This is a genomic window from Paenibacillus sp. VMFN-D1, from assembly GCF_003386155.1.
Lineage (GTDB): Bacteria > Bacillota > Bacilli > Paenibacillales > Paenibacillaceae > Paenibacillus_AQ > Paenibacillus_AQ favisporus.
This window is the reverse complement of the sequence record NZ_QRDU01000005.1, coordinates 419,118-444,026: the sequence shown is the minus strand read 5'-3', so window position 1 is coordinate 444,026 and position 24,909 is coordinate 419,118. Positions and strand designations below refer to the sequence as shown.

Annotated in this window: 16 protein-coding genes; 5 read left to right on the top strand and 11 right to left on the bottom strand. The window is 53.6% G+C overall.

Features of this window, described 5'->3' with window-relative positions; translation table 11 throughout:
• Positions 1 to 126 precede the first annotated feature (126 nt).
• The gene (locus tag C7820_RS28390; RefSeq protein ID WP_116233882.1) at positions 127 to 1,638 is read left to right on the top strand and encodes an alpha/beta hydrolase family protein; all 1,512 of its coding nucleotides are present in this window, start codon (positions 127 to 129) and stop codon (positions 1,636 to 1,638) included.
• Positions 1,639 to 1,866: 228 nt separating this feature from the next.
• On the opposite strand, the gene C7820_RS28385 is transcribed toward C7820_RS28390, so the two are convergent.
• The 4 genes from C7820_RS28385 to C7820_RS28370 form a co-directional block, all read right to left on the bottom strand.
• Complete coding sequence (locus tag C7820_RS28385; protein ID WP_397334228.1) at positions 1,867 to 3,993, bottom strand: alpha-galactosidase; 2,127 nt, start codon at positions 3,991 to 3,993, stop codon at positions 1,867 to 1,869.
• 132 nt (positions 3,994 to 4,125) lie between these two features.
• On the bottom strand, positions 4,126 to 5,751 hold the full coding sequence (locus C7820_RS28380; protein WP_116233881.1) for an ABC transporter substrate-binding protein: 1,626 nt from the start codon (positions 5,749 to 5,751) through the stop codon (positions 4,126 to 4,128).
• 139 nt (positions 5,752 to 5,890) lie between these two features.
• Positions 5,891 to 7,705 (bottom strand): cache domain-containing sensor histidine kinase, encoded by a 1,815-nt coding sequence (locus C7820_RS28375; protein ID WP_116233880.1) that lies wholly within the window; start codon positions 7,703 to 7,705, stop codon positions 5,891 to 5,893.
• Positions 7,674 to 9,221 (bottom strand): response regulator, encoded by a 1,548-nt coding sequence (locus C7820_RS28370; RefSeq protein WP_116233879.1) that lies wholly within the window; start codon positions 9,219 to 9,221, stop codon positions 7,674 to 7,676. Before C7820_RS28370 ends, C7820_RS28375 begins: the two co-directional genes overlap by 32 nt.
• 266 nt (positions 9,222 to 9,487) lie before the next feature.
• On the opposite strand from C7820_RS28370, the gene C7820_RS28365 reads away from it, so the two are divergent.
• From C7820_RS28365 to C7820_RS28350, 4 genes are all read left to right on the top strand, one after another.
• Entirely contained in the window at positions 9,488 to 10,459 is a 972-nt protein-coding gene (locus C7820_RS28365; protein WP_116233878.1) for an ABC transporter permease, read from the top strand.
• 21 nt (positions 10,460 to 10,480) lie between these two features.
• On the top strand, positions 10,481 to 11,374 hold the full coding sequence (locus C7820_RS28360) for a carbohydrate ABC transporter permease (protein ID WP_116233877.1): 894 nt from the start codon (positions 10,481 to 10,483) through the stop codon (positions 11,372 to 11,374).
• Between the two features lie 1,180 nt (positions 11,375 to 12,554).
• Positions 12,555 to 13,001: a DUF5301 domain-containing protein gene (locus tag C7820_RS28355; RefSeq protein ID WP_116233876.1), complete on the top strand. Its 447-nt coding sequence runs from the start codon at positions 12,555 to 12,557 to the stop codon at positions 12,999 to 13,001.
• A 708-nt stretch (positions 13,002 to 13,709) separates the two neighbouring features.
• Positions 13,710 to 14,609, top strand: a complete 900-nt coding sequence (locus tag C7820_RS28350; protein WP_116233875.1) for an aminoglycoside 6-adenylyltransferase — start codon at positions 13,710 to 13,712, stop codon at positions 14,607 to 14,609.
• A 143-nt stretch (positions 14,610 to 14,752) separates the two neighbouring features.
• On the opposite strand, the gene C7820_RS28345 is transcribed toward C7820_RS28350, so the two are convergent.
• The 7 genes from C7820_RS28345 to C7820_RS28315 form a co-directional block, all read right to left on the bottom strand.
• Positions 14,753 to 15,922, bottom strand: coding sequence for an SGNH/GDSL hydrolase family protein (locus tag C7820_RS28345; protein ID WP_116233874.1), 1,170 nt, complete (start codon positions 15,920 to 15,922; stop codon positions 14,753 to 14,755).
• Entirely contained in the window at positions 15,909 to 16,553 is a 645-nt protein-coding gene (locus C7820_RS28340) for an HAD family hydrolase (RefSeq protein ID WP_116233873.1), read from the bottom strand. The genes C7820_RS28345 and C7820_RS28340 overlap by 14 nt, the downstream gene beginning before the upstream one ends.
• Positions 16,554 to 16,570: 17 nt before the next feature.
• A complete protein-coding gene (locus C7820_RS28335) occupies positions 16,571 to 18,346 on the bottom strand; it encodes an alpha-1,3-galactosidase-related protein (RefSeq protein WP_116233872.1) in 1,776 nt (591 codons plus the stop codon).
• Positions 18,347 to 18,512: 166 nt separating this feature from the next.
• Positions 18,513 to 20,180, bottom strand: coding sequence for an extracellular solute-binding protein (locus tag C7820_RS28330; RefSeq protein ID WP_258875543.1), 1,668 nt, complete (start codon positions 20,178 to 20,180; stop codon positions 18,513 to 18,515).
• 128 nt (positions 20,181 to 20,308) lie between these two features.
• The gene (locus C7820_RS28325) at positions 20,309 to 21,217 is read right to left on the bottom strand and encodes a carbohydrate ABC transporter permease (protein WP_076175564.1); all 909 of its coding nucleotides are present in this window, start codon (positions 21,215 to 21,217) and stop codon (positions 20,309 to 20,311) included.
• Between the two features lie 15 nt (positions 21,218 to 21,232).
• On the bottom strand, positions 21,233 to 22,174 hold the full coding sequence (locus C7820_RS28320; protein WP_258875542.1) for an ABC transporter permease: 942 nt from the start codon (positions 22,172 to 22,174) through the stop codon (positions 21,233 to 21,235).
• A gap of 267 nt (positions 22,175 to 22,441) precedes the next feature.
• Positions 22,442 to 24,733, bottom strand: a complete 2,292-nt coding sequence (locus C7820_RS28315; RefSeq protein WP_116233870.1) for a helix-turn-helix domain-containing protein — start codon at positions 24,731 to 24,733, stop codon at positions 22,442 to 22,444.
• Positions 24,734 to 24,909 lie beyond the last annotated feature (176 nt).

Below are 24,909 nucleotides of genomic sequence, written 5' to 3'. Positions count from 1 at the left end.
CGTGATTATTTTTGTCGGCCAAAGACAGCGAAATCGATAAAATATGAAAATTAAGAACTTTGTTAGAAATACGATAAAGGTACGTTAGGATTCATCAGTATATTGGGCTTCAAAGGAGGAAGCCAAATGAGAGTATTTGAATTAGCGTTGATTATTGTGAATTTGATTGCCTTAATTTTAGGCCCGAGAAATAAATCGTCTAAGACCATTTTGTTAGGACTGACAGGCCTTCATTGGATCGCGCTTGCCCTTCACGGTGCCATTGAGGGATTCCGTTATCAGATGATGTTCTCTTACATTTTTGTTATTCTTTTTACGATTTACGCTCTAGCGAGAGCTGCGTTCAAGTTCCCGGAGTCCAAGATCCTGAAAATTCTGAAGGGGTTTACGATCGTCTTGTCCGTGCTATCCCTCGCGTTAACGTGCCTCTTGGCATATGCTCTTCCCGTCTTTAAGCTCCCCAAGCTCACAGGCAGCTATGATGTAGGGATTCAATATGTTGATTTGACGGATGTAAAGCGTCTCGAACCCTTTTTGCAGGGATCGGCCAAAAAGCGGGAATTGGCGGTTAAAATATATTATCCTGCGTCAAAGGATAAAGCCAAGCCGTATGCTGCTTATTTTCACGATTCACCTGAATTGATAAAGACGTTCACCGCAGCCTACGGGATGCCTGATTTTATGTTCAGCCATCTGCGGCTTGTTCAAACCCATACGCAAGAAGGTCTGCCCATATCCGATAAACAGGCGCGCTATCCCGTTATTTTTTTCTCCCATGGCGCCGGTACGAACATGGAAGTGCATACTTCGCAGTGTGAGGATTTGGCCAGTCATGGCTACATCGTCGTGGCCGTTAACCATACCTACGTATCGTCGGCAACCGAGCTTTCCGGCGGAATCGTCACGGACCGGGACGCGACGGTAAATTTTGATCAAGGCGATCCTCGGGAAATTGTCGCCCGCATTATGGCTGACGATGTCGGTTCCGTGATCGATAAGCTGGTTGAAATGAACACCGGAACAACGGACTCAATCTTTGCAGGGAAGCTCGATCTGGGTCAAATCGGCGTCATCGGCCATTCGCTGGGCGGCGCGGCGGCATATGATCTGGCATTGAACGATAGCAGAATCAAAGCCGTCGTTAACCTGGATGGCTCAGTCTATACTGTCCCTAAGGACAAGAATCGTATCGCCCCTTTCTTAATGCTTGCCAATGATGAAACTGGCGTCCAGATGATCCAGAAGCATGAAGCCTCGATGAAAAAGTGGGAGGATATGCCTGCTGAAGAGCAGGAAGCCGTGGCGTCAGCATATGGAAGCAAAGAAAATTATATCGATATTTATAAGAAGCAGGAACAAGCGGCCGCTGGACTCGCCGAAACGTTGAAAGCATCGGGCAGCTTATATTCAATCGAAGGCAGCGCCCATATGAAATTTACGGATATCGGACTATTTGTGGGTGCCGGATTCCACCGCTTCATAGGCATTCAAGGCAGCACTTCAGCCGCAGAATGTCTGGCGATCACGGAATCTGTGACATTGGCTTTTTTCAACCAGCATTTGAAGCATGAAACCGGAGATTCGCCCGAGTCCGTGCTTCGCCAATATCCGAAATTGCATAAGGTCAAGCTGATGTGACAGCAGCGACTCGTTCCCCGGCTCACTACATCTCCTCCGACAACAGTAAAGGACGCCTCGGCCATTTCAGCCTGGAGGCGTCCTTCCGTTTACTCGCTTCATTTTGTACGGCTGTTGACCAGCGGCCTTGCGACTGCCAACCGGCCCGGAAACGGTTGTCGTTACACTCCATCAGCTGGGGCGGCCTACAACCTGCCGGCCAGCTACCGGCCACCAGCCAGCATTCGCCTACTCCACCGCCGTCACCCGGTACAGCAGGCTGTCAAAATCGCCCCGCAGCGGCAGCTCAATCCCGATGTTCATCAGCGCGCGTCCGCTCCAGCTGCCGGGCAGCCCCTCGATGGCGTACGCCCGATCCGCCTGCAGCCCCTGCAGGCGCAGCCGCGGCAGCGGTTCGCCGAGGCGCTGCGAATGCAGGAAGGCGAACACGGCGCTGTCCGTGCCGGCTTCATCGACGTACTGCACGGCGGTGACGCCCTTGTGCTGGAGATCGGCCAGCCGGTACTGGCGGCCGAACTGCACGAGCGGGCGGATCGCCTTGTACTGGCGGATGAATTCGCCGGACTGCTCGATCAACTCGTCGCTCCACTCGTTCAGGTTGGAGCCGATGCCAAGCGTGCCCATCATCGCGCTGTGGAAGCGGTACTTCAGCGACACGTTCCGCTTGTTCATGCCCGTCGGCGACTCCGTCACCCAGCAGGTCATCATTCGCGGCGCATACGTGTACGAGAAGCCCTCCTGGATGCTTAAGCGGTCGAACGCGTCGGTGTTGTCGCTCGGCCAGGACTGGTCGGCATACCGGAAGATGCCGAGGTCGATCCGCGCGCCGCCGCCCGCGCACGTCTCGAATTCTACATGCGGGAACCGTCGCCGCAGCTCGGCCCAAATCTCGTACAGGCTGTGGACGTGGCGGATCCACAGCTCCTTCTGCCGGTGCAGCGGATGGTCCTTCATCCCCGGCTCGGTGACCGTACGGTTCATGTCCCATTTGATGAACTTGATGCGGTGGTTCTGCAGCAGCTCGGTCATGAACTGGAGGATGTACGCCTTGACCTCCGGCTTCGAAATGTTCAGCAGCAGCTGGTTGCGCAGCTCCGTCCGCCGCCGCGTCTCAAAATGGTACACCCAATCCGGGTGCGCCCGGTACAGGTCGCTGTCCGGATTGACCGCCTCCGGCTCGACCCAGATGCCGAACTCCATGCCTAGCTCGTGAACCTTGCCGATCAGCTCGCCCAAACCGTTCGGAAACTTCTCCTTATTCACGTACCAGTCGCCCAATCCGGCCCGGTCGTGGTTCCGCTGGCCGAACCAGCCGTCGTCGACGACGAACAGCTCGACGCCCATCCGCGCGGCCCGCTCGGCCAGAGCCATCTGGTCTGCGGCGTTCACGTTGAAATACGTCGCCTCCCAGGAGTTGTACAGCACCTTGCGCGGCTCAGAGCCTGGCAGCACGTACGCGTGCTGGTACTGATGCAGATTCCGGCTCATGCCGCCGAAGCCGCCGGCCGTGTACCCGCCGACAAACCACGGCGCATCGAACGACTCGCCGGCTCCCAGCACCCACTCGCTGTCGAAATCGTTGATCCCGCCGGTCACCCGGACATGGTTAAACACCGTTTTCTCTGCGGTAATCTTCCAGTTGCCGCTCCAGGCAAGCGCCCCGAACCAGATGCGGCCGTCCGTTTCCGTCGCCTGGCCTTCATCGACGGCAAACCATGGGTTGGCGTGGCTGTCGGTGAAGCCTCTGCGCGACTCCAGCACCTTTTTCCCCTCGCTCAGCACGTTGCGGCGAAGCTGGAATTCGCCCGACCATTTGCCGGTGACATGCGTCAATCGATAATCCCGCAGGTCCGGTAAGCTCCAGGCGGCCGACTGTACGCTCTCGAGGACGATGTCGTCTCCGCCGGTATTGACGATGCGCACGGAACGCTCAATCAGGTCGTATTCCGGGATGACCCGGTACAGCAGATGGGCTTCCAGCGGGTAAACCCGGTCCTTCAGCACAATGACCAGCGTCGGCCGGCCGTCCTCCTCGCGGATTTCACGACGCACATAGCCTGCCGAAAGGTCCCGTACGCCGTCCCGCATGCGCACCTTCAGGGAAGGCTCGTCATAGTTGACCCCGCCCCAGAAGCTGTACTCCTCGGCCTCCATATCCACTTCGGCGTCAAAGGAGCTGTGCGACCGCCCTCGCAGCAGCGGCGCGCAGTCGTCGATCGTGACAGGCTCGCCCCAATACAGATGCTGCAGCCGGTCCCGTTCATTGATCCCGAACACGTAGGAGCTGCGCTGCGTATGAATCGCAAAGATCCGGCGTTTTTCCTCAAACTCAAACTGCATGTCTACATTTCCCATCGTCTCTCATCCTTTACCGTTTGAAAATGGTTCGTTTCCCGCTAGCTTCGGGCGTGCAAGCCATCACGGCCTGCGCCCCGAAAAAAAAAGGGAGGCCAAAGACAAAGGCCGTCTTCTCCTCCCCCGCTTGCGTTATTTAGACTCCGTCCACAGCTGCTGGCGCTTCTTATAGTTCTCGGTGTAGATTTTCTCCAGTTTGGAGAGGCCAGCCGCCTCGACTTCCTTCATCATTTGGTTGTACTGCTCGGTCACCTGCTCTTCGGTCGGAGCCAGGGCCATCTTCAGGAAATATTTGTTGATCGTATCGTTGACCTTCGTATCCATGATCGCTTCCGGCGTGCCGCCCGCAGGTCCCAGGTTGTCGTACGGAGCCGTGTCAAAGGAGGTATCGGCCAGGTTTTTGATCGCCAGATCGGTCACCGGATCAGACTGGAAGCGGCCGATCAAGTCGTAAGGCGTGCCGTCGGAGCCCGGCCCGTTCTTGATCATCCACGTCCACTTGCGGATGCCTGTCGTCCGGGATGCCTCATCCCAGTTTTTCTTGAACGCATCGAGCACTTCCGGACGCGGCACATGCTTGCCGTCCTTCATATCCCAGTCCTTGCCTTCCACGCCCCACATCAGAAGGTACTGCCCCTCCTCACTGGCCAGGAAGTCCAGCAGCTTCATCGTGCGCTCCGGATCCTTGTTTGAGCGGGTGATCGCTACGCCGTCCCAACCTAGGGAGCTCTTCGGACCGTACGTCGTCTGGTCGGCGCTCACGCCCGGAGCCAGCACTTTATATTGATAGAACTGGCGATCGTCGGCTTTGGCCGGATCGGACGCTTCCGATTTCAGCAGCGAGTTGGGGTTGCCCACGTTCCACAGCGCTTCGGCCGTAGCGAACACGTTGCCGCCCGCCAGCTTCTGCTCGAACTGCTTCGTTTTCATCGTCGCCCATTCCTTGTCGAGCAGTCCTTTGCGGTACAAGGAGTTCAGGAATTTCACCATCTCCAGGTAACGCGGATCGCGGATATCCTTCTTCAGCTCTCCATTCGTTTCATAATACGGCATCATGCCGAACATGCCTTTGAAGGTGCCGGATACGCTGCCGATATTTTCGCCGTTCAGCGTCATCGGGATCGATTCCTTGCCGTCGATCGTCGGATACTTCTCCTTGAACTTCACCAGAAAGTTCTCGAACTCTTCCGCCGTAAACGGTTCGCCGTTGTTCACTTTGTCCCCGACGCCGAGCTCCTTCATTATATCCATGCGCATCATAAAGCCGAAGACCGGATATTTCTCAAGGCCGTACCAATTGGCAAAATAATAGTTTTTGCCGTCGTCGTTTTTCGTTTTGGCCAGGGTGTCACCGTACATTTCTTTAATATGAGGACCGTACTTGTCGATCAGATCGTTCAGCGGGATAATCGCGCCCGATGAAATATATTTGTTCATGATGTCGCTGCCGCGGTCCAGCATGACGACGTCCGGCAGGTCGCCGCTCGCCAGCATCAGGTTCAGCTTCTCCACCGGGTTGCCGGTCGGCTGCTGAATTTCGACCGTGACGCCGGTCTTTTCCGTAATCGCTTTGGCCACCGGATTGTTGAACGCATCCCCCGTATTTTTATCGAACCACGTCAGCGTAATCGGCGCATTGCTGTCCGCGGCCGCGCCTTTGTCATCACTGGATGCCGCTTTCCCGCCTCCTCCGCTGCCGCAACCGGTAAGCGCTGTCATAACGAGGGCTGCCGCGAGAATCCCTTTGATCGTTTTCATTGCCTGAACCCCTTTCTGAAGTCGTCATATTCTTGTTCCCGAATACATGTCTAATTGTAAAAACGGGGAGTTCAATTAGCTATAACGCAATATTACAATTCATAATGGAAAACGTCTTTCATCGTTTCAAGGCGGCTTCTCATCCCGGTGCTTTTGCGGCAGAGGGAGGCGGATCGAGCGGTATCCGGATCGTGACGGCGGTGCCGATGCCCGGTTTGCTGAACATGGACACCCCGTATTCCCCGCCATAAGTGAGCTTGATGCGGTCATCCACGTTTTTGATACCGTAGCCGGAAGCGCCGGAAGGACTGTCACTCTTTTGCATTGCCTGGTCCAGCTGTTCTGCCGTCATCCCGGCGCCGTCATCAATGACCTGCAGCAGCATGTCATGCCCGTCCCGCTTCAGCTTGACGTTAATGTTAACACCCGACTCGTCCCACATCGCGTGGTTGATGCAGTTCTCGATAAAAGGCTGCAAAATCAGCTTGATCGTCGTCCGCTGGAACAGCTCTTCATCGAGGTCGTAGTGCATATGCAGCTTGTCCCGGAAGCGGATGTCCTGAATCGCCACATAATTTTTGACGAGATTGATTTCCTGCTCCACCAGAATGATCCGCTTTCCCTTGTTCAGCGACACCCGGTAGTACTTCGCCAAATAGTTGACCATCCGGTAGACCTGCCCCGCCCCCTCTTTCAAGGCCAGCGAAGAGATCGACGACAGCGTGTTATACAGAAAATGCGGATTGATCTGCGCCTGCAGCGTGTTCAGCTCCGACTCCTTCATGGCGATTTCCTTCACGTACACGTCCTGAATCAGATTCTGGATCGTTGAGGCCATTTTATTGAAGGCAAAAGACAGCTGGCCGATCTCGTCATGCCCCATCGGTTTGATGGAAAGGCGGAAGTCGCCCCGCTCCACCTTGCGGATCTGCTGCAGCAGCACCTCGATCCGTTTGGTCAGCACCTTGGTGGTGAAATACAGCAGCAGAATGGCGATGCTGATCGTGATCGCGGAGAACCAGATGATTTTTCCCGTAGCCTTGTTCGTGTTGGACAGCAGCTCGTCATACGGCACGGTAATGACCGTACTCCAGCCGTTGCTCAGCTTGTTATAGGTGAAAAAGCGCTCCTGCCCGTTCAGTTTCAAGTCAAAGTGACCCGATTTCCCGCTCAGCTCTTTTTGAATGGGATAGAGGTCGTACAGCAGGCTGGAAGCCAGGTTCTGATCCCCCGTGCTGATGATCCTTCCATTTTCGTCGATAATGTAGACGCTTTTGTTGTTGTTTTCCATCTTGATGAGGGAGTACAGCTCGTTGTCGCTAATGTCCAGCGTTAAAATCCCGTAGGGATGCTGGAGGCTGAAATAACTCAGCGAACGGGCCAGCGTAAAATGCGCATCCGGCGCTGTATAGTCATCCGTATGGGTATAGACGGTGCTTCCGGCGGCTTTCAGCGCCTTTTCCTTGATTTCGGCGGGCAGCTCCTCCATATATTTCACGTACTGGCCGTCGGAGTACAGCGTTTTGTTGCCGGTAAAGATCGTGATGTTCTGAATGTTGGAATTCAGCGTCATCAGCGAAGGCAGCGTGCGGTTGATGTATTGAAAAGCGTCCAAATAATAAAACGCCTGCTCGTAATCCGTCGATAAATAATTGCGCAGCTGGGCATCCATGTACAAAATGTTCGACAGCTGGTTATAGTAATCCAGCCGCTTCTCCACGTTGGTGTTGATCTGGGCCAATGTCACATTGAGCGCGGTATACGTCTGCTTCGTAATCGTGCTGCGGGTCGACGTATACGAATAATAGATCAGAATGGAGAACGGCAGAATAATGACGATCAGAAAGATGAGGAAAAATTTGTGCCGCAGGCGCGGGCGGGCAAGCCTGCCTGTCCGGGTGAACGGAATGCGTGCGGCGATTTTATCCCAGAAGGAGATGTTTTCGGTATTCATTCGGCGTGACTCCTTGGTTTTTCACGAATAAGGAAATAAAGTAGGACGTGCTCTCGTAACCCACCATCTGGGCGATGTCCTGCACCTTCAGCGATTCGTCGGCCAGGTAGCTTTTGGCCTTGTCGAGGCGGATTTGGGTCAGGTAGTCGTGAATCGTCATCCCCGTTTTTTCTTTAAAAATGGACCGCAGGTAGTTCGGCGACAGGTACACCTGGTCCGACAGGCTGTTAATCGTAATCGGCTGATGGAAGTTCTGGTCGATCATCGTCCGCACCTGGTGCACCAGCTTGGCGTTCTTGTCCGCAAACCGCTGCCGGACTGAGTCCGCCGCCTGCTTGGCGTAGTCCATCACCAGCGCTTCAATCTCGTAAATGGTTTGACAGCCATACACGGTATGATACAGCTCCGCGCGCTTATGGCTTTCCGCAATCGGCTCGTGAATATGATCCAGTAGGTGCTCGATCCAGCCGATGGCCGCGCCGCACACCTCGTTTTTCGCAACCCTCTGCGCCACCAGCTTGGCGATTTGCTCACTTAAAATCTCACCCGCCCGGTTCAGATCATGCCCGTCCAGCGCTTCGATCCATTCCTTCTCCGCAAGCACCGGCGTCTCCCCCCCCTTGGACTGCCGAACGTCCTCCGGCCCGATGACTTTTCCCTTTCCGGTGTAAAATAGCTCCGCTAATATGACCCGTGTTTGCCGGTACAGCGCCTGAATTCCCGTCAACGGTTCCTCCTGCGGTCCCGTGGCGATCGTTACCGTAAGATGCAGCGATTGCCTGATACGCTCCAGCAGGTCGTTCCAACCATACTCACCCGGCTTGGCCGCAGCGTCCATAAATAGGCCCATCTCTCCTTCTTTGAACAGGACGATGTCGGCGTCTATTCGTTTCTCGGCCAGCCATTCCCCGACCAGCTCGGACACCTGGTCGCGTCCGTCTTCCACGGATACGCTTTGTGCCTCGGCGCTGATCCCGTCTAGCTGCAGCAGGGCCAGCGCATACATCTGCCCCTCCGGGTGGCGGGATAGCCGGCGAAAGCTGGCGGCCAGATTTCCGGTGCGCTCCGCATCGGATTCATGGACCAGCTCCTTCAAAATATGGGAGCGGGTCACGCGAATCGAACGGTTCTTCATCCGCACTTCCTCGCATTGATGCTTCACTTTTTCGATAACGCTTACAATTTCGCTGAGATCGAGCGGTTTCAGCAAATACCCGACGGCCCCCACGTTCAAAGCCGATTTGACGTAATCAAATTCGTCGTGTCCCGTCAGGAACACGAGCTGCATCCAGTCATAACGCTCCCGGATATGCCGCGCCAGGTCGAGGCCGTTCATCAGCGGCATCTGCACGTCGGTCAGCACGATGTCGGGCTGGATCGCCTCGATCTTCTCCACGGCATCCCGTCCATTGACGGCCGTGCCTGCGACATAGAGCCCCATTTCTTCCCAGCGGATATAGTCCCTCATCATCTCAAGCTCCAGCTCTTCGTCGTCTACCAGAAAAATGCTGTACATGGTCTACCCCTCCAGTCCCCTTTTGCTAACGTTCATATAGAAATGAACTAAAGAAAGTCCTTTTCTGACACGGAAATGCCCCGTGAATCAAGCGATAACGATAGAAAACTTTAGTTCCTTCTATATTATAGTGGTTTCCCGTTACTTAACTAAGGGTCCTCACAAATGTAAGTCATTTTCAAGCATCTTTCGTTACAATGGCGTATCGACACTCATTTTTTGCGGGTTTTATAATTTGAGTTAACTTAAGATGCGAGGTGCCCCCTATGAAAACCGAACTGGCTTTACAGAAAAGATCGGAGCTCCCGATCCCCCGGCGCAAGCTGTGGGTGACCGTCAAACAACAGAAGTATCTGTTCCTCATGATGCTGCCCGCGATCGTCTGGGCGCTCATCTTCGCTTATACGCCCATGGTGGGGCTGTACATGTCCTTTGTCAATTACCAGCCGACGCTGGGCGGCTTCTGGCATACGCTGTTTCACAGCGAATTTGTCGGATTCAAGTGGTTCCAGTACTTTTTCAACAACGGCGACTTTCTCATCGTCATGCGCAACACGCTGGCGTCGACTTTAATTACACTGCTGTTCTCGTTTCCGATGCCGATCCTCATTGCCATCGCGATCAACGAAATCCGGAGTGTTCGCTTTAAAAAGACGGTGCAGACCGCATCGTATCTGCCTTATTTTATTTCCTGGGTTATCGCGGCCAATATTATCGTGACGCTGCTGTCCTCGGACGGCGCAATCAACGGCATATTGAAGTTTCTGCATATTACGCATGAGAGCGTTTTATTCCTGCAGCACGGCTCCTACTTCTGGTGGATCGTCGCGATCGGCAACACGTGGAAGGACATGGGCTACAACTCGATCATGTATCTGGCCGCCATCTCCTCCATTAACCAGGAGCTGTACGAAGCCGCCAAGGTCGACGGTGCCAGCCGCTTCAAGCAGATCCGTTACATCACGCTGCCGCACCTGAAGCCAACGATCGTCATTTTGCTGATCCTTGCCCTCGGAGGCATTCTAAATGCCGGCTTTGACCAGCACTTCCTGCTCGGCAACGATTTGACGCGCGACTACTCCGATGTGCTGTCTACCTATTCGTTCCGCTACGGTATCCAGAACGGCATGTTCTCTTATGCCTCGGCCGTCGGTATGTTCAGCTCCGTCGTCGCTTTTATCATCGTCATCATCGTCAACGGCATCGCCAAGCGGCTCAACGGCCAGTCTTTATTCTAATCGACCCGGGAGGTTTACGATATGAAAAACAGCAAAACGGTCCCCGAGCATCTGTTCGATGCCTCACTGTACGTCTTTTTGGCCATCATCTTCCTGGCGACGTTCTATCCGTTCTGGAACATCTTCGTCATTTCCCTGAACGACGCGACGGACACGTTAAAAGGAGGGCTGTATTTCTGGCCGCGCGTGCCGACCTTTGAAAGCTACATGACCATCTTCCGCAACCCGGAAATTTGGAGCGCCATCAAAATCACCGTGCTGCGGACGGTCGTCGGCACGGCCGTGTCCATCTTCTGCATCTCCATGCTGGCCTACGTGCTCAGCAAACGGAACCTGATCGGCTGGAAGTACTTCTCCTTCTTTTTCGTGTTCACGATGTATTTCGGCGGCGGCCTGATTCCGACCTATATGGTCATCAAATCCGTCGGGCTGATCGATTCGTTTTGGGTGTATATTTTCCCCGGCCTGATCGGCGTGTTTCTCATGATTCTGGTCCGAACCTTTATCGAGCAGATCCCCGGTGAGATCGAGGAATCGTCCAAAATCGACGGGGCGAACGACCTGCAAATCTTTTTCCGCATCATCATGCCGCTCTGTGTTCCCGTGCTGGCCACCATCGGCCTGTTTCTGGCCATCGGCCACTGGAACTCGTGGTACGATTCCTACGTGTACACCTACAAACCCGAGCTGAAGACGCTGCAGGCCGTGCTGGTCAAAATCCTGAACCAGTTCCAGACAGCCAGCATGATGTCCGACGCCCAGCAGCTGGCCCAAAGCTCCAAGCGCATCCCGGTATCAAGCGAGAGCATCCGGATGGCGGTGACCATGGTCGCCACACTGCCGATCATTCTCGTGTATCCCTTCGTGCAGCGGTATTTTGTGAAGGGGATCATGATGGGGGCGATCAAGAGCTGAGGAAGGACTGGGTGTGTGCGGGGATGGCAAAACCGAATGTGGTAAGTCTGTGAGTGGATTGGATATGGCCGAGCTGTCTAGATGGCTGGCGAAACCCAGACGTTTGGCGCGTGGGGTAAGTGCGAGGAGTGAGTGGAGGAAACCCATACGTTTGCGCGTGGGAGGGGCGGGATTGGGGTTTCAGCCGCTGTTGAGACCGGGTTCCTTGGAATCGATAAGGTGGTTGGAACCCGGTCTCAAAGGCGGCACGTAGACTTTCCACCCCAATTCCCGCCTCCTCTTGGAACCACTTTTCCGTTGACTTCCACGTTTGTGAGGTCCTTCCCCCTCTCTTGATGGGGAAGGAATAGGCTCGTTCCGGACGGCTTTGACCTTGAACTCGCCTGAGACTGATCAGCGCCTGGCCCCTGGCCAGGCAGCTTTCTGTTTGGTACGGCGAACTTGGCTGGACTCGGAAACCACAAGTCCAGGGATGATTGGCGAAACCCAGACGTTAGACGAGTGGGATGGCCCTCTTCCCCATCTCTCGACGGGGAAGGAATAGTTCCGGAAGGCTTTGGCCGTGAACTCGCCTCAGACTGATCAGCGCCTGGCCTTTGGCCAGGCTGCTTGTGTTAAAGCCATTGTTTTATTGCATCCATGTATAGATCAAAGTTTGAAAGATATCATGTCATCTCGGATTCGCTCCCTTTAGTCTAATCACCGGCCCGTTAGGCTTGCCACCTGGAACATGCGCATCATATCGATCACCTTCTCGATCATGCTTCCCCTGTTAGTTCAACTGGAGGCTCCGCCAGGCGCACCGCGCCGCCGGAGTAGTTGAACTATCCGAACAAGGAGGAACGCGCAGCGGCAAATCCTTGTTCGGATATCAGGGTATGATAGGCTTGTGTAAGGGGGCATGTTCAACCCCAGGGCCGAGATTTCGGAGTAGCCGAAATCAACCATGCCTTTAAAAAAGCCAATGGCTGCAGGCTTTTCTTATTGAATGTTTCCCCGAAACAGATACGGCTCGATTAGGCGTTCCGTTGGTTGCCCTAGGCTTATATTGAAGCAATTTATAAATTTTGGTTTTTGCTTGATTTATGCCTCTCATTATTTATAGAATTGGGAGTAAAAGTAAATTTTCAAATCCGCAGCATACTTTACGTGATTGGTCAGAACGAAGGGGGATGAAGTGATGAAACGACTCGTATACCTTGCGGCCGCCGTCCTCATCGTGGTCGGCTTGGGGATTTTCTACTTTTCACCAAAAACCTTTACGCTCCAAGAAGCTGTACTGGATAAGCTCGATACCAACAATGTTGCGTCCATTGAAGTTATCAAACGCGATCAGCAGGGTGAGCACATCAAAAATGTAACGAATTCGGAAGAAATCAATGAAATATTGAACTCTCTTTCTGCGGCGAAATTAAAAAAATCCAGAGCATCTGACATCGAATTTACCGAATCCTACTGGATGACCCTGAAAACAAAGGACAAGGGAAGAGCTTACGGGCTGACTCTCTATGACAACGACTATATAAATGCTTTCGAATACAACGCCGCCGTGCCTAAAAATGCAGCTAGGTCATACAAAATTACAAACGACTTCGATGCTGCAGCTATTCGAAATGCATTTAAATAACTGTTGTTTGCAAGCCCGGTCCCTTTTATTGTGAAATGAAAAGCATTTCCCTCTCGGCCACCTCAGTGAGGATAAAATCCGTCCTTCCTCAATGGACAATTTCATACTTTGTCTTACAAAAGATGGACTCGATATATATATTCACCTGCTAGCGGATCTACTCTAAAATCCCTGTATATAGTACTAATCATAAATATTTTTACTATATATAGAACTCAACAGTTAGGAAAAAATATGTACTTCTGTCCACCATTTAAAAGACAAAACCTGAATTTGTTCATCATATGTAGACAGTCTGAAATAACTGTGAACTCGCTTTATCACAGACCATTCAGCTGTCCCTGTATAATCCAGATTTTTGGACTATCCGTTGACCACCCGACGGTTCGGTCATCAAACGGGATGTTACCGATATTTGCTTCAGGAAAATTCACCTAAATTAAACAGCACGCTTTCCCGCCCTCCACCAACTTGTGGTAAGATGTCAGTAATTATGGTATGGGCGGCATACCGCCTGTCATGATCCTTACAATTCCGTTCTACCGATGATGCACCCACCACTAAAAAGGAGGACAATCATCATGAAGAAGCTGCTTGACCACTTGTAACGTGAACTCGTCGTTCGCTGGATTATCCGAATTCGTGGACCGCCTCTTGTAAGCATGACCCAACTCCAAATGAATATAAAAAAGGGAGGCTGTACCCGGGATGAGAAGCGAACGAGAAATGTTGGATTTGATTTTGAATGTAGCCAAAAGCGACGAGCGTATCCGGGCTGTTGGGATGAACGGCTCGCGCACGAATCCGAATGCACCGAAGGATGTTTTCCAGGATTACGATATTGTGTATGTCGTGACTGACGTGGGGTCTTTTATCCAGGATCCCGACTGGGTTAACGTATTCGGCGACCGGATCGTCATGCAAAAACCGGAGGAGATGAAGCTCGTTCCTCCGGCAATGGACGGATTTTATCCGTATCTCATGCTGTTCACGGATGGCAATCGGATTGACCTGACTCTTTGCCCGATCGATAAAAAGGATGACTGGAACGGCGGTGACCGCTTGGCCGTGGTGCTGCTCGACAAAGACCAGAGCCTGCCGCAGCTGGCAGAGCCTACGGATCAGGAATATTGGGTACATCAGCCGACCGCCAAACTATTTGCCGACTGCTGCAACGAGTTTTGGTGGGTCTCGCCCTACGTCGCCAAAGGCTTGTGGAGACAGGAAATCCTGTATGCACTCGACCATTTGAACATCATCCGGGAGATGCTGGTCAAGATGCTCGAATGGCAGGCTGGCATCCTTACCGGGTTCTCGGTGAGCACCGGCAAAAACGGGAAGTACTTAAAGGGATACATTCCCGAATCGAGCTGGGAACTGCTTTTGGCCACCTATCCAAAAGGCCAATACGAAGATGCTTGGAGCGCACTGTTTACTATGACCGACCTATTCCGCAGCACGGCGCAAGAAGTGGCGGCGAAGTTCGGCTTTGCCTATCCCAAAGAAGATGACCGCCGGGTGACGGCTTACCTGGAGCGTGTCCGAACACTGGAACCCGAGGCCGCTGAAATATTCCCGCCAGGTCGTGAGCCAGGTAAAGAAGCGTAGGTACAGCACATTCACGTTTTTCCGTAACGGTCGTGAAATAACACCAAAAACCAGCCGGAACCCTGACGGGAGTCGGCTGGTTTTTTTCTAGAACGTGGCTGAGGCGTACGTGTCCCGTCCAGAGCGAGACATGCTATCCCTTTTTAATGGCTCAGGATTCTCAGCACCTGCAGTCGCGTTCCCAGACTCTCCACGTCTTTTCGTCCTGTGTTTCTGACCTCCACCTGCATTTCGGCCGGTTCGGAACCGCTGGCCAGCATGATGATCACGGGTCTGTAAGCCAGCTTGCACCAATCGTCGAAAAGGTTCACCTCTTGAAAAGGGCCTCCGTTCACGGCGTATTCCAGAATGCCGGAGTCGGGGCCCATGAACAGGCAGAGTCCCGTTCCGCGGCCAGTCACGATATAACTGAGGCTTGCTCCTTCGCTCAGCGCCTCCAAGTGACCGTCATCGTAGCGCCAGTTCATGACCGGCTTGTGCTGAAGCCCGTTGTAGTCAAATCCTCTTTGGCTTAAAATGCTGTCCGCCCGGATCATCCGTCCGTACTCGTAATTCCCCGCCACCAAAGGCGGGAGGGAAAGGACATCCCTTCCAATGCTGGTGGCATGACCGGTTTCAGCTGTCGCAGCCGCTCTTGTCTCAAAGAAAGACTCCAGGAATTCCCGGGCAAAGCCGGCATACAGCGCGTGGCCCTCGTCATTCGGATGGACGCCATCCGGCGCGAGTTCCCTCCATGTCCAGCGCCCCTCCTCGACGCCCTGCTGAATGGCGGAGGCATAGTTGACTGAGGGGATACCATAATACGCGGCGACCTCCTCGTGTACGGCGATGTTGAACGGGACGCCCGGTCCTAAATTTTTGTCCGCAGCGGTATAGACAAAGCAAAGGTCCGTCTGCGGCGAGCGCCGCCTGCAGCCGCGGACGATCCCTTCCATGCCGCGGATCGACTCGCTGCGGTCCGTGCCGTCGTTGACGCTGAATTCGACGAGCAGAAGATCGACCGGCCCGTGCTCCAGGACATGCTCCTGCAGCCGGTGCGCGCCGAAGGTCGAGTCGGTGCCGCCGACGCCGGCGTTGATGCAGGCCACCTGGTCGGCGCCGTGCCGATCCTTGAGCCAGGTCTGTGTCAGCCCACGCCAGCTGGTCTTATCCGCATCCGAAGCTCCCGCTCCCTCCGTGATGGAGCCGCCAAGGAAAGCAACGGTTACGGGCAGTCCCTTGCCAATCTTATCCTGAAATGCGGGTAGACCGCTCCGGGTATGGATGATGGGTTTGGGATACGCATGCGGATGAATCGGCTTAGAATGCGGCATGGTCCCCGGCCCCCTCTGCCTGTCGTTCTTGCCACTCCTGCCGCTCCTGCCGTGCTTTCCGGGGTTCGGAACTCCCGCCTCCCGTTTCCGCTGCCCCAAGCTCCATTTCCAGCCGGTTGACAAGTTCGATGAGCTGCATCGGTTCGCTGATTGTATAAGCGGGCTGCTCGGACTCGTCTGCCGGCGTATGGGGGTACCTTGGCGTCCAGCTTTGAAAAACGCTGATGATGCCGAGGGCGTTCGCGCCTTTAATATCCCTGCTTAAATTGTTGCCGACCATGACGGTACGGGCAAAATCCGCTTCGGACCCGTTCAGCGCGCCGATCGCCGCTTTAAACATTCGCGGGCTTGGCTTGGTAGCCTTGATCAGCTCGGAAATGATGAGCGCATCGAAATAATCGTGCAGGCGGTGCTGACTCAGCACGTTTTTAAAGGATTGTGCATCTCCATCGGCCACAAGCGCAAGCGTAAAGCCAAGCGAATGCAGCGTCTTCACCATCTCCGCGGCCCCCGGAATCAGGTCGGCGCTGACCACGATCCCGTCTTCGTCACGAACCTCTGTAGACTCGTCCACCAGCGTATCCCCGCTGTCCAAAAATACGATCAGTCTTTTCTTGTCGATGACGTCCATCTCCTTTATTCCTCGTTCTATTCGTCTGTCGGAGCCACCATGAAGCCGACCGAATTGTCAGCCATTTCAGCTCCGCTGCAGCGTTCCAGCTTAAAAAGTCCGTCAGGATATAGCCCATGAAAGGGCCCGCCCGAATACAGCCCGTCTTTGCTGCCAGCCTTCCCTGCAAGCAAAATCTCATTTCGGCAAAAGGCCAGCCCTTCCGTGCTCCGCGCCGACAGCAGCACGGCATGAGCCGTTCTGAACCGGTTATCCTCGATCCGGATGTTGCGGTGGACCGGTACATCCGGCACGTCCGGCACGGAAGGCTCATTCTCGGGAGCGATCCGGATCACGGGATGCTCCTCTCCGCCACAGTCGATAAATTGGTTGCCCGCCATGCGCACATCCGCGACTGCACCTGATTCGTACCAGGAATTCGCGTCGCCCGCAACCAGAACGGCACTCATGTTCATGCGTTCAAACCTGTTCCCCTCTATGACTGTCTTCCGCGGCGACGACACCAGTATGCCCCGGGTCGGTATTCTGGCAAAATGGTTTCTCGCAATCACGACCTCCGGCGTCCACGTCACATTTTCAATCACATCATGCTCCCCTATCGATGCTGGGGCCGGCTGCTCCAATGTCAAAAGCAGCTCGCGGGGATCGAGCATCTCCATGGCGGCGATCCGTCCGAAAGCATAGGACGCAAGACTGTGCGCATCGACAAAAGCTATTTCGTCTCCCGGAAAGAAGGCGCGGAATCCATACGTTTGCGGATGCATGAATCGAACCCGCACTTGATCGGGCGCCGGTTGGCCGACGATGAGGAGGTATGTGCCGTGAACGTTGATCGCATCGTCATGGGCTCCGGTAAACCGGCTGTCCGTGACCGAAACGCGGCCCCGGCAGCCTGAACAATGGATAAAATCGGCGAAGCCCGCCACCGTTCTCCCCGTCTCAGGGCGCGGCGTCACATCCAGATCGGCGAAGGTCAAATCCGCGCTAAACTGGCCGACGATGCCCAGCCCATGCATAAAATGAAGGCCCATGCCGATCAGACGGATCCTCTCGCATTCCAGGATCAGTACGCCGACCTGGTCACGAATACCGTCTCTCATTTGTACGGTCATTCCAGGCAAAACATGCGGAGCGGCTTCCTCCCCAAAATGAAACCGCAGCCGCCGGCTGCCGATTTCCTCAATGCGTTCAGCCCGTGACAGCCAATTTTCCACACGCCAGGTGGCGTTTTGGGCCATGTCACAGTGCTGTACCGGCCCTCCCCGGAACCTCCATCCTTCGCCGACCCAAGTGAGACGTCCGTTTTCCAGTTCATAATGAGAATCCGGATGCACACAAACGTCGAGCTCATGATCTCCGCGCCGCTCCACGGTCATTTCGGTCACGGTCGGTACCGCATAGTCGAAGCGCAGGTTGCGGATTTCGATATCCGTGCAGCCGTCCAGCAGCAGCATCGTTTGCTTGCCGTGGATCACAAAAAGGGAACCGTTCCCCTCAAGCGTCAGCCGGCGAAGCCCCTTTAGCAGCAGCGCGACCGTCTTCGTGACGTCCGGGTTTTCCTCCTCGCTGGCCGTATTGGTAATATGATAAGCCGCCCTGACGGCATGCTCCGGATAAAAATGATACGTTCCAAATGGTACGTCCAATACGACAGGGCCATCATGCGAACCGGCTGCCTCGAGCGCAAGCCGCATGGCCGCCCCTGCATTGGCATGTAAGCTCTCAGCTTCGCCAAAGTCCGCCAGTGATATCATTTTGACCAGGGCCGGCTCCGGATTTCCAGAATCAATCATGCCATGCTCCTTTCGATGCGTTGACTGCTCCATCCTTGAATATTACAATCGCAGCCCGTGTTGCAAAAATAAAGGAAAAAGCCGAAGATGCCAGTCTGTTATAGAACCGGCATCCCGCAAAGGAACCAGCAGGCTTTGCCGGCCGCCGGTTCCTTGTTATATCGTATTATTTTGCTAATTTATCATACGCCGTCTGCAAAATTTCCAGGTACCGGTCCAGCTGCAGGTCTTTCAGGCCTTTCACATAAGCATCCCAGTCTTTGTCCAGGTCTTTGTTGCCGGTGACGAACTGCAGTTCATTTTGCTCAATGTAATTTTTCAGGTTGGTCTGCAGCATACTGGCTTCGTCGATTTCAGTCGGGTCGATCCAGACGGACCAAATCGGGAAAATTTCTTTAGGCTCATGTCCTTGGTACAGAAGCGTAGCGTTGTACAGTCTGCGCTCATAGCCGTCCGAAGCGTATATATCAGTGCCCTGTACCCAGGTATCGCGGTATTCTTTCGGCATGTAGAAATGCCCCATTCCGCTCCATCCCGCATTGTGCGGCTGCTCGCCTTCCTTCGTCGGAATCGTTTTGACCATCGGCTTAACACCTTCACCAAGCGCTTTGTCTCCCGGCTCCGGATCCGTCCAATCGATGCCCTTCATACCGGTTCCGGCATTGGTTTGCCCTTCGGGCGTGAACATATAATCCACCATTTTGATTAATGCGATCTGCGCTTCTTTGCTTGCTTTATTCGTAATCACGAATTTGGCTCCGGAAGTGACGCCCCCGGCATCATGCGTGGCATACGAGATGCCGTTCGGACCGGTCAATGGCGGCAGCGGGTTGTAGTGTGCGGAACGGGTGTTGCCCGGGTCGATATTGACAAAGATGGCCGGGTGCATGCCTGCTCCTGCGCCAAGAATTTCAGCGCCGGCATTTTCGCCGACTTTTTTGAAGGCCTCAGCATTTTGCGTAAATGCGCCCGGGTCGATCAAGCCTTCGTCATAGAGGGATTTGACGTATTTCAATCCTTCCTTCCACTCCGGCGTAATGGCGGCGGACTGCACCTTGCCGCTGCTCATCGTCAAATAGTTCCGGTCATCGTCATAGATAAAGCTGTTCATCAGATAAGGAATGATGCGGACGCCGAAGTCCTCTGTCGAACCGCTGAGCGGAACTTCGTCGGCTTTGCCGTTGCCGTTGGGATCCTTCGTTTTAAAAGCCTTCAGAACCTCTCTGAATTCCTCCGTGGTCTTCGGCTCTTGAAGATTGAGCTTTTTCAGCCATTCCGTATTGAGCCACATTTTGTTCGGATAGGAACAGTGGAAGCATTCGGTATAAGCCCCAAGCCCATAGATATTGCCGTCAGGGGCCGTGACAAGAGCTTTCATTTCAGGACTCTCTTCCATCGCCTTCTTGATGTTGGGCCCATATTGGTCGATCAGATCGTTCAGAGGAATCAGCACCCCTTGCTGCCCGTATTTCAGGACGTCGGCCTGGGAAAATTCATCGATGTAGGCTGTCAGCAGATAAGCATCGGGGTAATCGCCGCTTGCCAGCGAAATCTGGCGTTTCTCCTTGGCTCCGTCGGAAGGGTTAATCTGCCATTTAAACTGAATGTTGAATTTGTCTTCGACGAATTTGGTGAACTTGTTCGTCGGAATGTCGATTCCCGATTCCTGGACGGCGAACACGCTGACCTGTACGGGCTTCGACGATCCTCCGTCGGCTGCGGTAGCGCCTCCCTGTGCGCTGTCCGGGCTATCTGTCTTTTTGCCGGAACAGCCGCTGATGACGATGAAGGTGGCCATCAGCAGGATAAACATTCGTATTAGGCTTTTTTTCAATCGAATCGCTCCCTTTTTAATAGTTCTGCAGCAAGCTTCTTATGCCTTCCTCTTCTTAAAAAAGGGCACCACCTCCATTTGAAATGGAATAAGAATCAGGATGGCGTGCCGAAATCAGCACCTCAAGGTTATCCCTTGACCGATCCGACCAGCATCCCCTGCACGAAATAACGCTGCACGAACGGGTAAATGACAAGCACCGGAAGGGTCGCCACCACGATCAGCGCATATTTTAACAGCTCGGCCAGCTGCTGCTTCTGCACCATCGCCATGGCGTCCATCGTTCCGCCCGAGCTGTTGTTCTGGATAATAATGCTCCGAAGGACTAGCTGAAGCGGGAACAGGTCCGCGCTTCTGAGATAGATCAACGCATCGAAATAGGCATTCCACTGCCCAACGGCGTACATCAGCACCAGAACGGCAATGATCGGCTTGGACAGCGGCAGCACGACGCTGCGGATAAACCGGATATCGCTGCAGCCGTCGATCTCGCTGGCCTCCAGCAGTTCTCCCGGAATCGACGATTGAAAAAAGGAGCGGGCGATAATCACCTGCCATACCCAGATGGCGTTAGGAATCAGCAGCGCCCACCTTGTGTCGATCAAGTGCAGCTCTTTCACCACCATATACGTGGGAATTAACCCGCCGCTGAAAATCATCGTAAACGTGATGATCATCATGAATACGTTCCGCCCGAAGAGGGACCTCCGGGACAAAGGGTAGGCAATCATGACCGTCAGCGTGACGCTGATCAGGGTGCCTGCCGCCGTATAAATAATTGAGTTTAAATAGCCCGTCATAATTTCCTGCCTGCTGAAAAGCACGCGGAAGCCCTCAAACGAAATGTCGACCGGCCACAGCCATACCTTTCCGGAGGTGACCGCCGCCGGACTGCTTATGGAGCTGCTTAAAATGTAGACGAGCGGATACAGAACCGCCAGGACGACCAAAATCAAAATGGTGTAGACGATGCCTAAAAACAGACGGTCGCCCTTCGACTCCTTGATTGCTTTTCTTCCTGCGAGTTGAATGGTCATACCTTTGCTCCTTCCTTACCAAATGCTGTTGTTCGTCAGCCTCTTCGCCAAACCATTTACGGTCAGCAGCAGGATGAGGTTGATGACGGAATTAAACAGGCCGACGGCCGTGGCAAAGCTGTAGTTTGCATTCAGCAATCCGATCCGGTACACATAGGTTGCGATAATTTCCGAGTTCACCTGATTCAGCGGATTTTGCAGAAGATATACTTTTTCAAAACCGATCGCCATGACGTTGCCGACGTTAAGAATCAGAATGATGACGATGGTCGGAACGATGCCCGGCAAATCGACGTGCCAGATTTTCTGGAACCGCGAAGCCCCGTCCACCTTGGCTGCTTCGTACAGGGTCGGATCGATGCCCGCCAGGGCCGCCAAATAGATGACCGCACTGTAGCCGGCCGTCTGCCAAATGTCGGACCAGACATAGATGGAGCGGAACATGCCCGGGTCGCCCAGAAAATTCACCGATTCAAGCCCGAAATAATTCAGAACGACGTTGGCGAAGCCCAGCCTTGGGGACAGGAACAGCATGACGATCGATACCATGACCACCGTGGAAATAAAATAAGGAGCGAAAGTGACCATCTGTACGAACTTCTTGAATCTCTTCCCGCGCATTTCGTTAATCATCAGCGCCAGAATAATCGGAATCGGAAAACCGGCAAGGATCAAATAACCGCTCAGCAGCAGCGTGTTTTTGAGCAATGTCCAAAACAGCGGATTTTTAAAGAACAGCTCAAAATGCTTGAAGCCTACCCATGGACTGCCCCAAATCCCCTTAATGACGTTATAATCCTTGAATGCAAGGACTGCGTTAAGCATCGGGTAGTATTTGAAAATAAGGAAAAATAACAGCGGAGGAATCACGAGCAGATAGAGCTGCCAATGCTTCTTCATGCTTTTACCGGCAGTCTGCCAGTAACTGACCTTGCGCGTACTGCTTTTGCGCTTCATTGGAATTGCGGCTTGCTTGTTCAGAATAATAATCCCCCCTATGCCATCAGCGTGGATGCGTGATGAAATGACAGCGTTTTCTTTCTTGCTTGAGCATAGTGGATCAAACGGGCGCTTGAACAGGTACACTTCGGTCGTTTTGCATCCAATTTCCCCTTTTTCGGGGGTCCATCGCTCTAAGCGCTGTACATATTTCCGCTTTAGCTTCCGCACGTACAAAAGCCGCATCGTCCTCAAACGGATCCAGCGGCTTTTCAATCGTTGGTGCTATTCGTCGAGCGTTTGCCTGTATACACTCGGCGTGACGCCGATCAATCGCTTGAACGCCCGGCGGAACGAATGGGAGCTGTTGTACCCCACCCGGGCGGCGATATCGTCGACCGTATGATTGCTTTCTTTGAGCAGTTCAGCAGCTTTCTCCATACGCACCTTGATCAGATGGTCCGAGTAATTGACCCCGGTCACTTCTTTAAATAATTGGGAAATGTATTTTTCCGGACGTTCCACATATTCGGCCACCCGGTACAGGGTCAGATCGGGATTGGCGTACATTTCCTCCGTATACTGGTACATCCGCTGAACCAGTTTGGCGTGGGAGTCTTTTTTCTTGTTAGCGATATAGCCGCACAGTGTGGCGGTAATGCTCTTGATTTCCGCTTGAACGGAATCCAGCGGCTCGGCGGGGCCGATGTCGATGACCCTCCGCTTCACGGTTTCCACCATGTTCGTCTCCTGGAAAACCTTCTGATCGAGCAGCTTGAGGAAAGTTCCTTTGATCTCGCCGACGAGCTGATGCTTCATCTCAACAGACAATTCGCGTCTTGCGATATTTTGCTCGAAAATGCCGTCGATGATTTTCCCGGCCTCCTCCTCTTCCCCGGCCCGGATCGTACTTGCGAGGCGCTGCTCCGCGTCGAGCGGGTAATAATACGTCGTGTTTTCGATGCGGGCTTCATGATTCCACAGCATGCCCTTGGAGTTCACAAACACGGCATATTCCAGCGCCTGCTTGGCCTGCTCGAACGATTGGCTCACATCCATCAGCGTCGCAAAGGACTCGCCGAAACCAGCCTGGATGGAAACCTTGTATTCCTGGAACAGATGCTGGATCAGCTCTTCCATCAGCGCGGTTATCCGCTCCTCCTCGTCCTGCCCGGGTTCCCGGTTCTCGTGCGAGAAAAACAAGACGACAAGCTTATCGGATCCAAGGTCGGATACCGGCAGCGGACCCGAGATTTCCAGCAGCGCTTGTTTCACAAGGAGGCGTGTGGCGCTGAGCTCATTCAAAATTTCCACGCTGTCCATACCCGAGTATCCGTTAATGCAGAGAATGCCTGCATAACCGCTCTCCTTTTCGAGCGAAATGTTGGCCTGTTTGGCCGCTGCCACGATGACATCGTGCGATTCGAATTCGCCTGCAATGAGGCGCTTAATGAAAGCGTCGCGGACCAGCGGAAGCTGAAGGGTCAGCTCGCCTTCGAGCTGTTTGTTTGTCTTGATCATATTGGCAATATTGCCGCTAAGAAAATCATACGCATTCCTTTTCTCCAGCTCGTCCCGGCCGAACTGTTCTTTGATAATGCCGATCATGCTTTGGATCGGAACGCTGTGACGACGCGCCAGCAGCAGCCCGACCAGCAGGCCGATCAGCATCGTCCCTCCGGTAAGGATAAAGGTTGCGCGCTTGATCTTGTTGGCGTTCTCCATGAGGGTGGTCCGGGGAATGCCGGCCTGGTACACCCATCCATTCTTGTCCGAACGGGTTGTAATGACCAGGTCATCCTTATAAAATTGGCTCGTTTTATTGGCATCAAAAGCCGGGTCATCCTTCAATTTGTCCACATACGACGGAACGCTCCCTTGGAGCGCAAGCGTATTTCCTTGACTGTCATAGATGTGCACCCATCCGCCAAATCCTTTGGTCAGACCTGACAGCAAACCGGTTATGGTTTTTTCGTCGATCATGACCACCACGCTCGCCGGCGAGGAATCGTTGAAGCTGTCGAGCGGCAAGGACTGCATAAATGTAATGACGGAAGTACCCATTCCCCTCTCCGTATAGGCAGTCAACGGCTTGATTTCGCTGCGGTGGGTCTTTAGCAGCACTTGGGTCTTCCATTCGTCAAACGACATATCGTCATAATGAAAATATTCATAATAATGCTCCGGCCGAAAAGTGGAGCCTGAAGTCAGGATCAAATCATAATTGGCCAAATAAATGAAATAGTTTTGAAGAAAATCGTTGGTTTGCCCAAAGGTCAGCACGTTCCGCATCGCCTTCCACAAACCGTACACATCCTGCACTTGATGGCGGTCGTTCATCAGCATATTCACTTCCTGGCTGATGGCGATTTGCCGGGTCATGCCTTCCACCTCCGCCATCCGGTGCTCCAGCAGCTCCTGGCTCTTTTCCAGCTGAATCAAGCTGTTATCGATCGAGATAGACTGTGTAACGGATATCGAGGTGAGGTAAGAAATGTAACCGCCCACACAGGGGATCAGAAGAATGACGATATAAGAAATCAGAAAATTTCGAAAAACGCTGGAACGTTTCAGCATGATATCCCCCTTGTTTTGATAGCGCTATCATTTTGTGGGTTGAAAGATGTATGGCCTGCTCATGCAGCGTACATTCCATAATAAAGCCTTGATCGCAAATTTGTATAGGTACACTCCAGCCAAAAGGTACATTTTTCCCTGTTTTGCGGTTAGAATGCAGGATTACCGGTACTGAG

What these genes read in the sequence shown, in the direction of transcription:
- C7820_RS28390 (WP_116233882.1), top strand. Translation starts at nt 127, where the DNA reads ATGAGAGTATTTGAATTAGCGTTGATTATTGTGAATTTGATTGCCTTA.
- C7820_RS28385 (WP_397334228.1), bottom strand. Translation starts at nt 3,993, where the DNA reads ATGGGAAATGTAGACATGCAGTTTGAGTTTGAGGAAAAACGCCGGATC.
- C7820_RS28380 (WP_116233881.1), bottom strand. Translation starts at nt 5,751, where the DNA reads ATGAAAACGATCAAAGGGATTCTCGCGGCAGCCCTCGTTATGACAGCG.
- C7820_RS28375 (WP_116233880.1), bottom strand. Translation starts at nt 7,705, where the DNA reads ATGAATACCGAAAACATCTCCTTCTGGGATAAAATCGCCGCACGCATT.
- C7820_RS28370 (WP_116233879.1), bottom strand. Translation starts at nt 9,221, where the DNA reads ATGTACAGCATTTTTCTGGTAGACGACGAAGAGCTGGAGCTTGAGATG.
- C7820_RS28365 (WP_116233878.1), top strand. Translation starts at nt 9,488, where the DNA reads ATGAAAACCGAACTGGCTTTACAGAAAAGATCGGAGCTCCCGATCCCC.
- C7820_RS28360 (WP_116233877.1), top strand. Translation starts at nt 10,481, where the DNA reads ATGAAAAACAGCAAAACGGTCCCCGAGCATCTGTTCGATGCCTCACTG.
- C7820_RS28355 (WP_116233876.1), top strand. Translation starts at nt 12,555, where the DNA reads ATGAAACGACTCGTATACCTTGCGGCCGCCGTCCTCATCGTGGTCGGC.
- C7820_RS28350 (WP_116233875.1), top strand. Translation starts at nt 13,710, where the DNA reads ATGAGAAGCGAACGAGAAATGTTGGATTTGATTTTGAATGTAGCCAAA.
- C7820_RS28345 (WP_116233874.1), bottom strand. Translation starts at nt 15,922, where the DNA reads ATGCCGCATTCTAAGCCGATTCATCCGCATGCGTATCCCAAACCCATC.
- C7820_RS28340 (WP_116233873.1), bottom strand. Translation starts at nt 16,553, where the DNA reads ATGGACGTCATCGACAAGAAAAGACTGATCGTATTTTTGGACAGCGGG.
- C7820_RS28335 (WP_116233872.1), bottom strand. Translation starts at nt 18,346, where the DNA reads ATGATTGATTCTGGAAATCCGGAGCCGGCCCTGGTCAAAATGATATCA.
- C7820_RS28325 (WP_076175564.1), bottom strand. Translation starts at nt 21,217, where the DNA reads ATGACCATTCAACTCGCAGGAAGAAAAGCAATCAAGGAGTCGAAGGGC.
- C7820_RS28320 (WP_258875542.1), bottom strand. Translation starts at nt 22,174, where the DNA reads ATGAAGCGCAAAAGCAGTACGCGCAAGGTCAGTTACTGGCAGACTGCC.
- C7820_RS28315 (WP_116233870.1), bottom strand. Translation starts at nt 24,733, where the DNA reads ATGCTGAAACGTTCCAGCGTTTTTCGAAATTTTCTGATTTCTTATATC.